Origin of the sequence: Chloroflexus sp. MS-CIW-1, assembly GCF_030444705.1 — a bacterium.
GTDB lineage: Bacteria > Chloroflexota > Chloroflexia > Chloroflexales > Chloroflexaceae > Chloroflexus.
This window is the reverse complement of record NZ_JAUBWR010000001.1, coordinates 1,691,018-1,707,595: the sequence shown is the minus strand read 5'-3', so window position 1 is coordinate 1,707,595 and position 16,578 is coordinate 1,691,018. Positions and strand designations below refer to the sequence as shown.

The window sequence follows — 16,578 nt, the reverse complement described above, 5'->3', positions numbered from 1 at the left end:
AGGGTAAAACCCTTCCCGTCGGTTATTCTCCTCATTTAGTTACCTTTTACTTTCTCTACCCTGACTCAACAGAAAACGCCGATTGAACGACCTTCTTGCCACGTTATCCTATCGGTTGCACAACAATCTGATCACCGATCGTTGTTTGCGTCGCAGCAATCACCCCAACTGGCAATTCAAGCACATAACGAGCCTGACGATGGCCGGCATAGAGACGCCAGGGTGGCAGATTTGGATAAAGCGCCACAACCTTCCCATGCCGATCTACGAAGATCGCATCAATAGCGAAGCGCATAAAGAGCATATGAATGCTACTGCATGGTTCAATCAGCAATCCACCATCAACCGGCAACGACTCGCGCCCTAACAGACCACGACCACGAGCCACAAACGAACGCGCCACCTCGCACTTGCGGGCAAGGATGGCGCGTCGCGTCTGATTAACAACTTGAACCATACCGCTATTAGTTCCCCATATTACTATTCATAACACCAAGTGCCTGCATAATCCTTGGCACAGCCGGACCCAGAATAACAACAAACAGGGCTGGGAAGATCAAGAATACCATCGGTATCAGCATCTTCACCGGCGCTTTCTGAGCTGCCTCCTCAGCCCGCTGGCGACGGCGCACGCGCAACTGATCTGACTGGATACGCAGAATCTTCGACATCGACACACCTAATTGATCAGCTTGAATGACTGCCGATACGAAGGTTTGCACATCCTCGACGCCAGTGCGGGTTACCAGATCGCGTAACGCTTCACGGCGGGTACGTCCGAGACGAATATCCTGAAGCACGCGCTGAAACTCACGTGACAGCTCATTATCCCACTTTTGGGCAACCCGCTGGAGAGCCAGATCGAATGCTAGACCTGCTTCAACACTGATACAGAGCAGATCAAGCGCATCAGGCAGCGCTTTGAGAATATTCTTCTTCCGTTCTTTGATCTTGCGGTCGAGCCAGATACCAGGCAGAATATAACCGATCATTGCTGCGATCAACGTTCCCATCAACGCCTGCATAAACGGCAGTCGCCCGATAACCAACAGGCCAACGACGACCAACAATGAAATCGCCAGCGCCATCCGCAGACCGATGAACATATTGGGGGTGATATTACCGGGGTTACCGGCCAATTGAAGGTTCACCCGCAAGCGTTCTTGATTCTGTTTCAGGCCAAACCGTCCCAGCGTGGTTAACAGTGAACGAAAGAGTGGCTTTAACACCCGTTCACTGAACGGTTGCTGTAACTCCAACTCTTCGAGAGAGAGCGAGACATCGGTATATTGATCAAGCCGTTCACTGATCGCCTTCGACTGGTTCATTTGCCTGACGGCAAAGATGATCAGCCCCATACCTACTACCAAAATCAGGGCCACGATAGTTATATCAATCACAGACATCGCAGCACCTCACACTTCAATATCAATAATCTTCTGAATCGCAAAGTAACCAAGCGCAATCATAAAGAGGGATGTCACCGGCATACAACACCAGGCCTCAGGTGGAAAGCCAAAGGTGAAGAGGGGTGCCATATAGGAGGGATTTACCACGGTAATGAACATCGCGAGACCGATCGGTAATCCAGTAATAATCCACGAAGAGATACGTCCCTGTGCGGTTAAGGTTGAAATTTCACCCTTAATACGTACTCGTTCGCGAATAGTATGACCAATAGTATCAAGAATCTGCGCCAGATTACCTCCTACTTCCATCTGGATGCTGACCGCAGTGATCAGAAGGTCAAGGTCATCAGAGGGTACCCTCCGCAACAAGTTTTGCAGCGCTTCTTCAGTCGAGCGACCCAGCCCTACTTCCTGGACAACACGGCGAAATTCGGTCGCCGCCGGTTCTGGAGCTTCACGCGCAACCATATCGAGGGTTTGCAAGAAGCTGTAACCGCCGCGGAGTGCATTCGCCATCATGGTGATCACGTCACCTAGTTGGTTGTTAAACGCTTTCAACCGTTGCGCCGCCCGGATGTTCACATAGATGTTAGGTATAAATGAGAAAACAACCGCACCAATGATTGCAGCGGCTATCTGAGCAGCAGGCGAAGCTCGACCGAGAATAAAGCCAAAGACTACCCCAAGCAGTGCAGCACCAAGTTTTAACCCAATAAACTCGGCGACCGTCAGCTTCAAATCAGCACGCGCCAATTCTTGCTTGATCGAACTGCCCTGCTTACTCCGCGACACAACCGAGTCGATGCGCTCAATAGCCTGACGAGCAATTGGCTCATTCGCACGTTCTTGCACGCGACCACCACCGGTATATGTCTCGAGCCGCTGGGAAACATCAGCCGTTGCCGATTGACGCATCAACAGCACGACTGCACCTATCAGCAGGATTAGAAGCACCCCTAGACCAGCGAGTGTAACTGGCAACATATCCGGTGCGAGCAAGCGTTCCATAACGGTGATGCCTCCTTCTCACGCCGACAATCGTCGGGAGTATTAGAAGCTGAAACGTTCCGACGAACCAAAGATGGTCGGCGGTAGAAAGATATTGAGGGCCTCGAATTTCTCGAGAAAACGTGGTCGTACACCAGTTGGTCGCAACTGACCAACAATCTTCCCCTTTTCATCAATTCCGGTTTGCTCGAAGACGAAGATGTCTTGCAACACGACCACATCGCCTTCCATACCGGCAACTTCGGTAATCTGAGTAACCTTCCGTGAACCATCCTTCAAACGCGACTGCTGCACGAACACATGGATCGCCGAGGCAATCTGCTCACGAATCGCACGGGCCGGCAAATCCATGCCCGCCATGAGACACATTGTTTCGATTCGGCTCACTGCGTCGCGTGGCGTATTGGCGTGAATAGTTGTCATTGAACCATCGTGACCCGTGTTCATCGCCTGCAACATATCAAGAGTCTCACCACCACGACACTCACCGACAATAATACGTTCAGGGCGCATGCGCAGACAGTTAATGACCAGATCACGAATGGTCACTTCGCCCTTACCTTCTACATTCGGTGGCCGCGATTCGAGCGTTACGACGTGCTCCTGACGCAGTTGCAATTCGGCTGCATTCTCAACTGTGATAATCCGCTCATCTTCGGGAATGAATGACGAAAGCACATTGAGCAACGTCGTTTTCCCCGATCCAGTTCCACCAGCGACGACAATGTTCAAACGAGCCTGGACACAAGCAGCCAGAAAATCGGCCATGTCTTGCGACATAGAACCGAATCGAACCAGATCCTGGACGGTCAACTTGTCTTTGCGGAACTTACGAATAGTGATCGTCGGCCCATTAAGCGCCAGCGGTCGAATGACAACGTTTACCCGCGAACCGTCTTTCAAGCGCGCATCAACCATCGGCGATGATTCATCGACCCGCCGCCCCAATGGTGCCACGATCCGGTCAATGATCCGCATGACGTGTTCATCATCGGTAAATGTAATATCAGTTTTTATCAACTTCCCTTTCTTTTCAATGTAGACTTGCTTGGGGCCGTTGACCATAATTTCACTAACCTCATCATCGGCCAAAAGTGGTTCAATCGGACCAAGACCAATGATGTCGGCAGCAATACTTTCAAAGAGTCGCTGGCGTTCACTGCGCGACAGAACAATACTTTCGCTATCAAGAATTGCGTTAAAGATCTCTTCGACCTGTTTACGCACTTTTGCCGGGTTACTCAAATCGATCTGGGGGTTTAGTTCATTAATCAAGCGATCCTGCACTCGCGAGCGAAGTTCGCGAAACGTCTCATCAGTACCAGTACTGGGAACCCCAACCGACGGCAGTCGACCGGTTGTCTCTGGCCGAATCGGCGCTCGCGACAGAGTCGGTTCGGCAGGCGTCGGAACGCCTCCGCCAATTCGCTTAAGCAATGACATTGCGTTAACCTCCCTTTGTAAAACAACCGTCGGTTATAGCAGCAATTATCTAGCGGCGGGGGATCAAACCACCGAGCAGACCGCGCGATTTTGCCGCCTCTTTGCTCGCTGCCGCCTCTTTGCTCGACTTAGCCACCAACTCACGAGCCAGGTTCATAATGTCTTTCGACACCTGATGGTTAGGTTTTGCCAGTATCAGGGGTGTACCCTGATTAATAGCCAGCGTCATTTCCTGAGCAGCATCACCGATCTGCAACGCCAGCTTCCGCTGGAGATGCTTCTCGACATCTTCAGCGCGAATACCGGTACGGTTTGTTGCTTTATTCAGCACCAACATCACTTTATCTGCAGGATACCCGAGAAGATCGGCCACTTCGAGGAAGAGTTTAACATTCCGGATACAGTGCATTTCGAGGGTCATAAGGGTAATCACGCGCTGAGCCAGATCAAGTGCAGCTAGTGAGCGATCCTGAAATGATGCTGGTGTATCGACAATGACGTAGTGAAACTCCTGACGCAAAGCTTCGAGGATCGTGCGAATCTGATCGGCGGTAACCAGTTCACCGCGCTGTGGATCAGGCGGAGCCAGAAGAACACGGATTTGTGTCGGATGAGTCGCCATCACATCGTTCAAGAGATCGCGATCAAGTCCTTCGATACGCGAGGCCAGATCAAGGATCGTTTTATCCGGCCGCAGATTCAGGAGCACGCTCAGGTCACCAAAGAGAACATTCCCATCGACCAGCGCCACCTTCTTGTTTGTCTGTTGACGAATAGCTACCGCCAGGTTCGCCGCGATTGACGAAACACCAACACCGCCTTTCGGGCTAAATACGGCAAAGATTTCTCCATCAACACCAGACGGTCCGCTCGCCGTCTGACCGCTCATCCCCATAACCGGCACCACCGGACGGGTTGCTGCCAGACGTGCGACATGACGAATCGAGCGATAGAGATCATCGGCGCTGATCGGTTTAATGAGAAACTCGCGCGCTCCTGCCAGCATCGCCCGCCGAATGTAATCGGTTTCACCCTGGACACTCATAATGATCACCTGAATGGTCGGGTCTTGGGTCAGGATCGCTTCCGTCGCAGCAATCCCATCCATATCAGGCATGTTGATGTCCATCAAAATGACTTGTGGGCGATGCTGACGCGCAAGAGCAATCGCTTCACGTCCGTTGCTGGCTTTGGCAACGACTTCAATATCCTTTTCAAAGAAGAGCAGTTTTTCGAGTTGATCGCGAGTATCGACGATGTCATCAACGATCATGACTCGAATCTTGTCACCTTCACTCATTGCGATAACTCCTCAGTTTGCCTCGTTAGTAACGGACGTGAGCATCACGAATACGAGCAAGCATTGTGTAGACTATACGGTACGTTAGTATTGTACCTCATAGCTGCCTTCCATGGAATAGGCTAGGGCGTCGGTCGGAAAACTTCGTCCTCGCTGTATACCCGTGGCGGTAATGGACGGGGCAGAGGAACCCCAAACTCGCGGACCAGGAGATCAAGGGTTACACCTGTGGTCTCCTCTATCGCAGTATCATTAGCACCACGGAGCGCCAAGACGATCCGGGCATTTGATTGCAGTGCGAACTCCATTAACTCGATTTCCTGGTCGGTCAGCCCTAACACGACCATCCAAAATCCTTCTGTCAATGTACTGACACCGCCTGCCCCACCCTCAACCACCTGACCACCGGTGATAGGCTGTCCGGAAGCATCAACCTGCGGCAGGCTTGACGATTGCGGCGGTGGGATCGTTTCGGTCGGGCTGGTACCTGCCCCTTCGGCAGATGCAGTTGGTACTGCCGGTCGCACGATCTGCAATACCTGTGCACGTTGAATGATCGTCTTGGTCGTGAAGAAGGTCTGTGTTTCTCCAAATTCAAATTCACGTATAACCTGATCGTTATCATTCACGGTTATTACCTGTCGCGGGCCAGGACGAACAATCTGACGCTCAACCGAAAACGTAGCCACGACATCAACAAAATCATTTACTCCAATCTGGTCGGCGACACCGGACAGATTATTCACGAAGAGTGGATACGCCTTTACTCGTGGCTGTCCAGGTTCGGGGGTTGGGATACGTTGTGCCAGACCGGGATCACGCAGATCAGCACGCCTGATCGGCTGACCAGCAGGAACCGGATTAATCAATAATTTGCCGAGCACATCATTAATCTTGCTGAACTCCTGCGCTTCATCAAACTCGGTAATCTGTACTTCAGCGACTTCGAGCACTGTTGGATCATTGAGCAAGGTGTTTGCTTCAAGATCAACACGCGCCTGCACAACAGGAACAAAGGGTACCTGGGTAGGAGGGGGCGGAACCTCAGGCGTTTGGGAGGTAGTGACAGCAGTTTCACTACCACGCAAGATCAAAAAAGCCGCCAGTCCACCGATAATGACAATAAGTCCGATCAGTAGAAAGAGTAACGCACCACGCTGCATAGAAGGCAACCTTCCTGTTCAACGAAGCCGGTCGGCTTCGCGCATTGCGCTGCCATTATAGCATACACAAGCAAGCTGTGACAGGAATTCTTACACCTTCTTTAACGGGTGCGGTTTAGACAGCCACTCATGTGTATCAGGTCATCGAATAGAGTGTTGTTTTTCGTAGATGACGCTGTGCTTTTACTACCTTTATAGGAGAGGGTTTCTTAGCCCAGAACGATACTTATTCACAATACAGAGCATCTTACGACAAATAGTCGTTTTCCCTGTCAAGAAATTGTGCAATTGTTTGATAACATGTTGCCGGTTCTTCAACCATTGGTACATGACCACAGTCAGGAATGAACACTACCTGTACATCGCGCAAATAACGACTGAGCGCCATCACGTTTGCCAGTGGAAAGACCGGATCATTACGTCCACTGATGAGCAAGACTGGCGGCAAGGGGCGCTGTAGTACCCGTTTAAGCTGTGGATGGCCTATAATAGCAGCCGATTCGATAGCTACTAGCGGATCCATCACAACCAGATCGGCGATCCCCTGCGCCAGCAGTGAACTGTCGAGTGGGCGTCGTACCATCGGGCGGGCCAGTAACTCTGGTGTTGGTGGCAGTGTCCACCACGCTCTCCGCCAATTGTGTGTGACTTCCCACCACGGTCGCCAACAGAGCAACCACGGTCGCCACCAAGCAGCAGCTACCTGCCACTGAGCACCGGCAATGGTGACCAGGCTTTCTTCATAAAGGTTGGCACTAAAACCGAAACTGATTAAGACGAGACGCTCGACTCGCTCTTGTGCCAATCCGCTGGTTGCCAGAGCGACTGCGGCACCCAGTGAATGACCGGCTAACGCAAACCGGTCAATACCGAGTGCGTCGGCTACTGCTAACACAGTTCTGGCATACGAAGTTAGAGTTATCGGTTCAAGCGGTGCGGGTGAAGCACCACAACCGGGGAGATCGATCGCAATCAGTCGGTAGTCGGGCAAAAATGCCGGTGCGGCCTGCCAGTAACGACTTGAAGCCCCCCAGCCGTGTAAGAAGATCACTGGACGTCCTTGCCCTGAAACTCGGAAAGCAACCGGCCCCAGTGGACTCTCGATTTCCCAAAGCGTAGACAATGTTGTCATGGTAGAACCTCCTCTATTCCGAGATCCACTATAATCCCAAACAGTTACAGTTTGTTGGCAGTCGTATGAGCTGATGTTAAACAGTATGTCACCATCGATGATTAACGAACTGATCAGTGATCTGGCTGCGCTTGAAGCGCCACCTGATACGGTCAATATGTATGCCTGGCGTGCTGCTGATGAGTTGCAAACCCAGGGGAATGCCATTCGCCGAAACAATCTGGCCCTGGCGCTCTCGCTGGCGCTAGAACGAGGCCCCGATCTGCTGCTGGTCGGCGAGGCTCCCGGTTACAACGGCGCACGACGGACTGGCGTTCCCTTTACCAGTGAACAGATTCTGCTGTCCGGCATTGAACCACTACATCAATTTGGGGTTGAACGGGGATTTGCCCTGGCAACCACTGATGGCCGAATTTCACGTGAACCGACTGCGACGATTGTCTATCGCGAGTTGGCAGCACTAAAGCGATTTGCCGTTGGCTGGAATACGTTTCCGATACATCCACATCAACCAGGTCAACCACAGAGCAATCGTACTCCACGCCAGCACGAACTGAGGCTTGGGTTACCCTTCCTAGAGCGCGTGTGCAGTCTCTTTTCTGCCTGCCCGGTTGTGGCGATGGGTCGAATTGCCGATCAGGCCCTCTGCCGTCTCGGTATTCCCCATGCAGTGGTTCGTCATCCAGCCCAAGGTGGTGCACGCCGCTTTGCCGAAGAGTTACGTCAGCTCTTTGCCTGCACCAGGAAGTTGCTAACGGCAGAACATCAGCTATAATGCAGATAATAACGATTAATTCACAATGAAACGATTGCTTATGCACCGAACAGTATGTACCCTGCTGATGATCATCTTGCTTGTAGCGTGTGAGATGCCAGCAGCGCCATCAACCGACTCATCACCCACTCCGATCACGGTCAACACGCCAACGAGTAACCGGCCACCAACGCCGACCCGTGATCCGCGTTTGCCGACATTGCCACCGCGGATAACCCCTGGCCCGACAGCTACTCCATTTCCGCTTGCAGCCGGTTGGTGGGATGGTGCGGTCTGCTACGAAATCTTCGTGCGCTCGTTTTACGATAGTGATGGTGACGGAATCGGTGATATTAACGGGATCATTGCCAAACTGGATTATCTGAACGATGGCGATCCGACCACAACTACCGATCTAGGGATTAACTGTATCTGGTTGATGCCGGTAGCCGAAGCTGCAAGTTACCATGGGTATGACACCATCGACTATTACACGGTCGAACGCGACTACGGTACTAATGATGACTTCAAGCGTCTGGTAGCGGAAGCCGAACGACGTGGTATCAAGATTATTATTGATCTGGTGTTGAACCATACCAGCACCCAGCATCCCTGGTTTCAGGAAGCGTTACGCGATCCGAATTCACCCTACCGTGACTGGTATCTCTGGTCGGCCATCGATCCTGGCTATCGCGGCCCGTTTGGCAATAATGTGGTCTGGCATAAATCGCCCGTTCGTGATGAATACTACTACGGCGTTTTCTGGGGTGGCATGCCTGATCTCAACTACCGGAATCCAGCCGTAACTGCGGAAGCATATAAGATTGCACGCTTCTGGGTTGAAGAAATGGGAGTTGCTGGCTTCCGCCTTGACGCCATTAAGCATTTGGTTGAATACCATACGCTTCAGGAAGACACTGCTGAAACATTTGAGTGGCTGCGTGCGTTTCGCCGCTTTCTCGAGCGCGAACTGCCGGGCACCTTCACAATTGGTGAAGTCTTCAACGGGAATCCCCGCACCCTGGCGCCGTATTATCCCGATCAACTTGACTACTATTTTGAGTTTGAAGTAGCCAACCAGATTCGCGGAGCGGCCAATACCGGCTTAGCGCGTCTGTTTATGCAAGCAGTACAAGAGGCTTACACCAAACTTCCTTACCAACGCTGGGCGCCTTTCCTGACCAATCACGACCAGAATCGGGTGATGTCGGTACTGGGCAACGACTTCGCAAAAGCGAAACTTGCCGCATTGGCACTCTTGACCATGCCGGGTTTACCCTTCATCTACTATGGTGAGGAGATTGGGATGCTAGGCGTCAAACCAGATGAACGCATCCGTACTCCGATGCAGTGGACGAAGGAGGAGTTTGGTGGATTTTCGTCCGGTATTCCCTGGCAGCTTCCGCAGCGCGACTATCCGGAAAAGAATGTGATGCTACAAGATCAAGACCCCGACTCGCTACTGAACACGTATCGGCAATTAATTCATCTCCATGTTGGTACTCCCGCACTGGCAACCGGCGATTTCTGGCCACTAACCGTTAAAGGCGCCGGTATTGCCGCCTATATCCGACGGAGCGGTGATAATATAGTATTAGTGATGATTAATTTTGACAAAACTCCTGCCGGGCCATTCAGTCTGACGCTGGACAGCAGCGATTTGCCAGGTGGTGCCTACCAATTGACCACGCTCTTCGGCACACCACCAGCACCGGCAGCGACACTAACGATTGATAATGGTGTCATTGTTGATTATCAGCCATTTACCGAAATTCCGGCTCAAACCGGGTATATCTTCAAGCTGGAGCGCTGATGGTACGGAGAGTAACTGCAACTCGCTATGTCACACCTTTACGCGAGGGTGGATCGTTGCCAGCAATTGTTGAAGCCGACGATGATGGACTGTATGTGGTAAAATTTCGCGGCGCTGGACAAGGGCCAAAAGTACTGGTAGCTGAACTGATTTGTGGTGAACTGGCCCGTGCGCTTGGCTTACCGATCCCTGAACTGGTATTTATCGATATCGATCCGGCATTAGGCCGCAACGAACCCGACCGTGAGATACAAGACCTGCTTTCCGCTAGTGCTGGCTTGAATCTGGCGGTCGATTTCTTACCCGGTGCGTTAGCGTTCGATCCAGTCGCAACCCGCACCCTCGACAGGAGACTTGCGTCACTCATTGTCTGGTTTGATGCGTTTATCACGAATGTTGATCGTACACCGCGCAATACAAATCTGCTCTGGTGGCATCGGCAGCTTTTTCTCATCGATCACGGTGCGTCGTTGTACATGCATTACACATGGCAAGATTATCAACAGCGTGCCCGTAACCCCTTCAGCCGGATTCGGGATCATGTCTTGTTACCCATCGCTACCGAGCTGGAAACCGCCGACCGCGAACTGACAAGCCGGATCACGCCAGAGCTACTCTGGAACATTGTGGCGAATGTCCCTGAGGAATGGCTGGTCGATCACCGCTTCCCTTCCGTCGAAGCTCATCGAGCGGCCTATGTAGAATATCTCGGTCTGCGGCTGACTGCACCACGTGCATTTGTACAGGAGGCTATCGATGCCCGCGAGCGCCTTTGAATATGCGTTGTTGCGTCTGGTACCACGGGTCGAACGAGGTGAACGGATCAACATTGGTGTGGTGCTGCTCTGCCGACAACAACGGTTTCTAGGTATTCGTATTCACCTCGATGAGGCACGCATTGCCGCACTCTGGCCTGATCTCGATCTGGTACCGGTGCGTGAGCAATTACATGCGTTTGAGGTCGTCTGCACTGGTGGCACCAAGGCCGGGCCGATTGGCGAACTTCCGCTCTACGAACGATTCCGCTGGCTCACAGCGACACGCAGTACCATGATCCAGCCTTCAGCAGTTCATTGTGGACTATGCGAGTCACCGCAGAAGATGCTCGATCACATCTTTCGGCAAATGGTCTTATGGCCGGGGCAGCTCGTGGTTGGCGCAACCAACAGCAGGTTATAACTCAACCCGCACTCGTTCTACCATCGCCTGAAGCGCAAAGCGAGCCTTGCCCAAATTAGCAATTTCACTTAACACGCCGAGTACGCCATAGTAACCGGGAATGATCTGCGTTGCCAGCATAAGCATGGCATCGGTTTCCAGCACCAGATCACGAACATAACCGGCGCCAATCCGATTAGCGGCTGCCGCGGCACGTGAGGTTAGATCGGCCAATTCCAGTTCAGCGAGTTCAATATCAACATCGAGTTCTGCGGCATTCGGATGATAAGCCATTGCCACGCTTAACCCATCGGTGCCGACAATACCGGCAAACTGTGCCCCTTTCACGCTGGCAATGGCTTCGTTGAGAATGGTATTCACATTCATACCTGTCTGAATGAGAGATAGCTCGGTTTCCCTTACAACTCACGGCGTCCTTCAAATGCCGAACCGAGAGTCTCCGGGTCGGCCCATTCGAGATCGCCCCCGGTTGGTAATCCGCGCGCCAGGCGCGTCACCCGCACACCCAACGGCGCCAGATCACGGAGCAGCAGAAAAGCAGTTGCTTCACCCTCAGTATTGGGATTTGTAGCGAGGATCACTTCCTGTATCGGTTCACTCCGAATACGAGTTAACAACTCATCGATCTTGAGATCCTCACGGTATATTCCTTCAAGCGGAGCAATGTGGCCGTGGAGCACGTGATACAACCCACGGTACGCACCGGTGCGCTCGATGGCCAGGACATCGAGCGGTTCTTCAACGACACAAACTTTCGTCTGATCACGTGATGGATCGAGACAAATTGGGCACAACTCACCCACCGTAATGTTGAAACAGCGCCGACAGTAGCCGACCTGTTCTTTCACGTCGAGGATGGCCTGCGCGAGAGCCTGAGCCTGCTTTGGTTCGGCACGCAAGAGAAAGAAGGTAAGACGCGAGGCAGTTTTTGGGCCAATGCCGGGTAGCTTGGCAAACTCCTCGATCAGGCGCGCCACCGGTGGGGCTATCAATTGTTCAGGACGCGCAGTCATACCATAGGCTCCCACGCGAATAAAACTGATGCCAGGGGTTATTCCCCGACATCACTGTATTCCGCACCGAATACCATATTGGCCTAGAATAGCCCCTTGAGACCACCAGTTAGTGGCTGCATTCGCTCTTCGGCCAGTTGCTGAGCTTTCCGTGAGGCATCATTGATCGCAACGAGCAAGAGGTCTTGCAACATATCAACATCGTTGGGGTCAACAACTTCAGGTGAGATAGTGATCGATTGCACTTCACGGTGACCGTTCATTTTGACCGTCACTGCACCGCCACCAGCAGTTCCTTCAACAATCGTGGCCGCCAATTCTTCCTGTACCTTTTGCATCTGGCGCTGCATTTGTTGGGCCATTTGCATCAGTTGCCGCTGATTCATAAACTCACTCCTTTGTCGTACACTTCCCCCACGCCAGACAGCCCCTATCCGTCTTCCGTACTAAATAGTACCTGTTGTGTATGTAGCGTACCACACTCCTCAATGACTGTACAGCAATATTCTAACCGAAGTTGTTATCCAATGCAGCAGCGCTCAGCCAACAGTGAGGACGTCTCGGAGCGAAGAGAGCGTGAGAGATAGGGATGGCATGACATATCAAACATACCAGAAATGTTGAAAAACCCTCTCACCTCTACTCCCTTCCTCGGCCATTTTGGGCGAGGAAGGGAGGAATAGCAGTGGGCAACTGTCGGTATAAGGAATATTCAGGCCTATGCTAATCATTCGTGAACAGATTGCCAAAATTAATCCCCCCTCCACCACTTGAACCACTTGTAGACGGCATATACTGGGCCAGTTTCTTGGCAAGATTCATTGCTGGCATCGTCTGGAGCCAAACCCGCCCCGGCCCACGGAGAGTAGTCAGGAACAGGCCCTCGCCGCCAAAGAGGATGTTCTTGAAACCACGGACTATCTCTACATCAAAGTTGACCGTTGGTTCGTACATTGCCACATGGCCGGTATCGACCTTCAGCATCTGGTTAGCTTCGAGCGTGTACTCAACAATCTCACCGTCAAGTTCAACAAATGCGAGGCCTGGGCCGGTAATCTTTTGCATGATAAACCCTTCCCCACCGAATAACCCGGCGCCGAGTTTGCGGCGGAAGTGAATATCAAGCGATACACTACGTTCGGCGCACATAAAGGCATCTTTCTGGCAAATCATCGTCTGACCAGGCCCCAGGTTGAGCGGGACAATTTTCCCCGGGAATTCGGCTGAGAAGCCGATGATCCCCGGTCCACCTTGTGGAGTGAAGTTGACCATAAAGATCGACTCACCGGAGAACATGCGCTTGAAAGCGCCTCCCAGACCACCCTCCATGTTGGTTTGCATCTGCACATTGGCACTCATCCAGCTCATTCCACCACGTTCAGAAAAGACCGTCTGTCCAGCGGGGACTTCGAGGACCACTGCCTGCATCGTCGTCCCAATAATTTTGTAGCGTAAGCCACTTGCCCCAACGCCGGTGCCAACAATCGGTGGATCCGGTAGGTCGATCCGCTCGCCAGGGCGGTTATCATAGACATCAGCCATACTGGCAGATGTACCAGAAGGCGGCACCAGTGGCGGTGGCGTCGGTGTTGATGACGCCGGCATTAACCGTGCGCCGCAGTTGGTACAAAAACGAGTGTTAGGGGCTACCGGAGCGCCACACTGTGGACAATTCATCAGAAACCTCCTTCTTGACGGGCTAGCACATCCCTGCACCATTCTGTACGTATCGCGTATGGGCAAAGTTGCATTGGGTCAGCTCTTACTCAATGTCTGCAAAAACTCTGCGTTCGATTTTGTTTTCGCCATCCGAGTCAGCATCAGCTCCGTGCCCTCATTTTCACCAAGCATACTCACCATGCGGCGTAACGTCCACACCTGGCGTAACGTTTCAGGGCTGAGCAAGAGGTCCTCACGTCGTGTCCCAGAACGCTGAATATCGATAGCGGGGAAAATGCGCTTTTCGGCCAGTTTCCGATCAAGGTGCAGCTCCATATTCCCGGTGCCCTTGAATTCCTCGTAGATCACATCGTCCATCCGCGATCCTGTATCAATAAGACAGGTGGCGATAATCGTTAACGATCCACCGTTTTCGATGTTCCGGGCAGCACCGAAGAATCGCTTCGGCGGATACAGCGCAATCGGATCAATACCACCAGACAGAGTACGACCACTCGGCGGCATCGCGACGTTGTAGGCGCGCGCCAGACGTGTGATCGAGTCCATCAAGATCACCACATCATGCCCAATTTCCACCAGCCGCTTTGCACGTTCAAGCGTCATTTCGGCAACTTTTGTGTGGTTCTCGACCGGCTCATCAAACGTCGAAGAGATCACCTCACCGCGTACCGAACGCCGCATATCGGTCACCTCTTCTGGCCGTTCACCGATGAGCAAAACCATGAGCGTAATATCGGGGTAATTGGTTGTAATACCGTTAGCAATCGCCTTGAGCAGCATCGTCTTCCCTGCCTTGGGTGGCGAGACGATGAGACCACGTTGCCCACGTCCGATAGGAGCAATCAGGTCAACCAGGCGTGTGTGCAAGAGGTTTGGCTCGGTTTCTAACTTAATCTGTTCGTTAGGAAAGATTGGTGTAAGCTGATCGAAGAATGGACGTTTACGGGCAGTTTCCGGATCTTGTTCATTAATTTTCTCGACGCGCAGGAGCGAATAGTAGCGTTCATTCTCTTTTGGCGGACGAATCTGCCCCCAAATCCGGTCGCCGCTGCGGAGAGCGAAGCGTCGAATTTGAGATTGCGAGACGTACACATCCTCAGGACTGGGAAGCATCCGGTTGCCGCGCAGAAAGCCAAAACCCTCCGGCATAATATCCAGGATACCGTCGCTATAAATCGTGCCAAACTCGATAGCACCGCGCTCGACAATGGTACTATCGACGGCATTACTCTCGACAACAGGAGGAGGATCGACAACCGCAACCGTTGGTGCGGTGTTCATCATCTGCTTCGCATTCTGAGCTTCGATGAGTTTGTCGATCAACTCACGTTTTTTCAGCGAGCTAATCCCTGAAATGTCAAGTTTACGCGCCATTTCGCGCAGATCCGCGAGCGTCTTCGTTTCAAGTTCAGCAACCGTCATCACGACACATTCTCCTTGGAAACATTCAGAAACAGATAAACGTATCGAAAGTGAAGAGTACCTCAACCTAATCTGTCAGATGGTGAGATTGCAGATGAAAGAATGACAGCATGGCAAAGCAGACTTTGTTCTTGATGATGAGACCTGTAATTTGTACTCGAATTCGTAGATGTATACCTGATAGTGCCGGAACGGCAATGTAACACTGGGGAAATCACTGTAGCGCCATCAGCGCTGTCATCTCAGGACGAGACACATATGTTGCGTTTGGGATTTAGCGATAGTATAACACAAATGTCAAGATCAAGGCAACTGTCGATGGAAGGAGGATGTTTTCAACGTTTTCACCCGAGCCGAGAGAAGTTCGGTGAACAGCGAGGTGAGAGACCCAGACGCTCATTGGTGCACCGAAGCAGATCGTCTCTGCATTGGGAAGGCCTGGTTCTAATTGCACACCACACAGGTGGGGGCGGGTGTCAAACCCGCCCCCACTATGGGCTGGAAGCCCGCGCACCCAGGGCACCTCGGTAGTACAAACCGATCCGCACACAGCCAGTGCAGCTCACCTGCGGGCTGGAAGCCCGCACGCCCAGGGCATCAGTAGCACCATAGTGGGGGCGGGTGTCAAACCCGCCCCCACTATGGGCTGGAAGCCCGCGCACCCAGGGCACCTCGGTAGTACAAACCGATCCGCACGCAGCCAGTGCAGCTCACCTGCGGGCTGGAAGCCCGCACGCCCAGGGTACCTCGGTGGCACCATGGTGGGGGCGGGTGTCAAACCCGCCCCCACTATGGGCTGGAAGCCCGCGCAGCCAGGGCACCTCGGTAGTACAAACCGATCCGCACACAGCCAGTGCAGCTCACCTGCGGGCTGGAAGCCCGCACGCCCAGGGCACCTCGGTAGTACAAACCGATCCGCACGAGCCAGCGCAGCTTACCTGCGGGCTGGAAGCCTACACGCCCAGGGCATCAGTAGCACCATGGTGGGGGTGGGTTTCAAACCCGCCCCCACTACGGGCTGGAAGCCCGCGCAGCCAGTGCAGCTCACCTGCGGGCTGGAAGCCCGCGCACCCAGGGCACCTCGGTAGTAAAAACCTATCCGAATGAATTTATCATCACCTCACGACAGATGAACCTCGTCGATGGATGTAATACGATTCACGAGGAGGGGCGAGGCAACGCCTCACCGACATTCCTATCGCAGAAGAAGATTCGGTTGGGGCGCAGTGGTGCTGTGCCGTACATCTATCAGGTTTCATCCG

16 protein-coding genes are annotated in these 16,578 nt (G+C 52.8%); 4 read left to right on the top strand and 12 right to left on the bottom strand.

Features of this window, described 5'->3' with window-relative positions; translation table 11 throughout:
• Window positions 1-103: 103 nt before the first annotated feature.
• The 7 genes from QTO31_RS06835 to QTO31_RS06805 all read right to left on the bottom strand — a co-directional run bounded on the left by QTO31_RS06835 (window position 104) and on the right by QTO31_RS06805 (window position 7,455).
• Window positions 104-457, bottom strand: a complete 354-nt coding sequence (locus QTO31_RS06835; protein WP_031458672.1) for a DUF192 domain-containing protein — start codon at window positions 455-457, stop codon at window positions 104-106.
• A gap of 7 nt (window positions 458-464) precedes the next feature.
• Window positions 465-1,406, bottom strand: a complete 942-nt coding sequence (locus QTO31_RS06830) for a type II secretion system F family protein (RefSeq protein WP_031458671.1) — start codon at window positions 1,404-1,406, stop codon at window positions 465-467.
• Window positions 1,407-1,415: 9 nt separating this feature from the next.
• Window positions 1,416-2,417 carry a type II secretion system F family protein gene (locus tag QTO31_RS06825; RefSeq protein WP_031458670.1) on the bottom strand — a complete coding sequence of 334 codons (1,002 nt, stop codon included), beginning with the start codon at window positions 2,415-2,417 and terminating at the stop codon, window positions 1,416-1,418.
• A 42-nt stretch (window positions 2,418-2,459) separates the two neighbouring features.
• Entirely contained in the window at window positions 2,460-3,860 is a 1,401-nt protein-coding gene (locus QTO31_RS06820) for a CpaF family protein (protein ID WP_301428513.1), read from the bottom strand.
• A 49-nt stretch (window positions 3,861-3,909) separates the two neighbouring features.
• A complete protein-coding gene (locus tag QTO31_RS06815) occupies window positions 3,910-5,160 on the bottom strand; it encodes a CpaE family protein (RefSeq protein WP_301428512.1) in 1,251 nt (416 codons plus the stop codon).
• 122 nt (window positions 5,161-5,282) lie between these two features.
• The gene (locus tag QTO31_RS06810; RefSeq protein WP_301428511.1) at window positions 5,283-6,323 is read right to left on the bottom strand and encodes a Flp pilus assembly protein CpaB; all 1,041 of its coding nucleotides are present in this window, start codon (window positions 6,321-6,323) and stop codon (window positions 5,283-5,285) included.
• Between the two features lie 247 nt (window positions 6,324-6,570).
• The gene (locus QTO31_RS06805) at window positions 6,571-7,455 is read right to left on the bottom strand and encodes an alpha/beta fold hydrolase (RefSeq protein WP_301428510.1); all 885 of its coding nucleotides are present in this window, start codon (window positions 7,453-7,455) and stop codon (window positions 6,571-6,573) included.
• A gap of 85 nt (window positions 7,456-7,540) precedes the next feature.
• On the opposite strand from QTO31_RS06805, the gene QTO31_RS06800 reads away from it, so the two are divergent.
• The 4 genes from QTO31_RS06800 to QTO31_RS06785 are packed head-to-tail and all read left to right on the top strand — an operon-like array spanning window position 7,541 to window position 11,201.
• Window positions 7,541-8,230: a uracil-DNA glycosylase gene (locus QTO31_RS06800; protein ID WP_301428509.1), complete on the top strand. Its 690-nt coding sequence runs from the start codon at window positions 7,541-7,543 to the stop codon at window positions 8,228-8,230.
• Window positions 8,231-8,270: 40 nt separating this feature from the next.
• The gene (locus QTO31_RS06795) at window positions 8,271-10,022 is read left to right on the top strand and encodes an alpha-amylase family glycosyl hydrolase (protein ID WP_301428508.1); all 1,752 of its coding nucleotides are present in this window, start codon (window positions 8,271-8,273) and stop codon (window positions 10,020-10,022) included.
• Window positions 10,022-10,798, top strand: a complete 777-nt coding sequence (locus QTO31_RS06790; protein WP_301428507.1) for a HipA family kinase — start codon at window positions 10,022-10,024, stop codon at window positions 10,796-10,798. The genes QTO31_RS06795 and QTO31_RS06790 overlap by 1 nt, the downstream gene beginning before the upstream one ends.
• Window positions 10,779-11,201, top strand: coding sequence for a DUF3037 domain-containing protein (locus QTO31_RS06785; RefSeq protein WP_301428506.1), 423 nt, complete (start codon window positions 10,779-10,781; stop codon window positions 11,199-11,201). Before QTO31_RS06790 ends, QTO31_RS06785 begins: the two co-directional genes overlap by 20 nt.
• On the opposite strand, the gene QTO31_RS06780 is transcribed toward QTO31_RS06785, so the two are convergent.
• The 5 genes from QTO31_RS06780 to rho form a co-directional block, all read right to left on the bottom strand.
• Window positions 11,196-11,567 (bottom strand): roadblock/LC7 domain-containing protein, encoded by a 372-nt coding sequence (locus QTO31_RS06780; protein WP_301428505.1) that lies wholly within the window; start codon window positions 11,565-11,567, stop codon window positions 11,196-11,198. The two genes, QTO31_RS06785 and QTO31_RS06780, sit on opposite strands and share 6 nt — an antisense overlap.
• 32 nt (window positions 11,568-11,599) lie before the next feature.
• On the bottom strand, window positions 11,600-12,214 hold the full coding sequence (gene recR, locus QTO31_RS06775; RefSeq protein ID WP_031458661.1) for a recombination mediator RecR: 615 nt from the start codon (window positions 12,212-12,214) through the stop codon (window positions 11,600-11,602).
• A gap of 83 nt (window positions 12,215-12,297) precedes the next feature.
• Window positions 12,298-12,600 carry a YbaB/EbfC family nucleoid-associated protein gene (locus QTO31_RS06770; RefSeq protein ID WP_031458660.1) on the bottom strand — a complete coding sequence of 101 codons (303 nt, stop codon included), beginning with the start codon at window positions 12,598-12,600 and terminating at the stop codon, window positions 12,298-12,300.
• A gap of 337 nt (window positions 12,601-12,937) precedes the next feature.
• On the bottom strand, window positions 12,938-13,891 hold the full coding sequence (locus tag QTO31_RS06765) for a TIGR00266 family protein (protein WP_031458659.1): 954 nt from the start codon (window positions 13,889-13,891) through the stop codon (window positions 12,938-12,940).
• 78 nt (window positions 13,892-13,969) lie between these two features.
• Complete coding sequence (gene rho / locus QTO31_RS06760; RefSeq protein ID WP_031458658.1) at window positions 13,970-15,316, bottom strand: transcription termination factor Rho; 1,347 nt, start codon at window positions 15,314-15,316, stop codon at window positions 13,970-13,972.
• Window positions 15,317-16,578 lie beyond the last annotated feature (1,262 nt).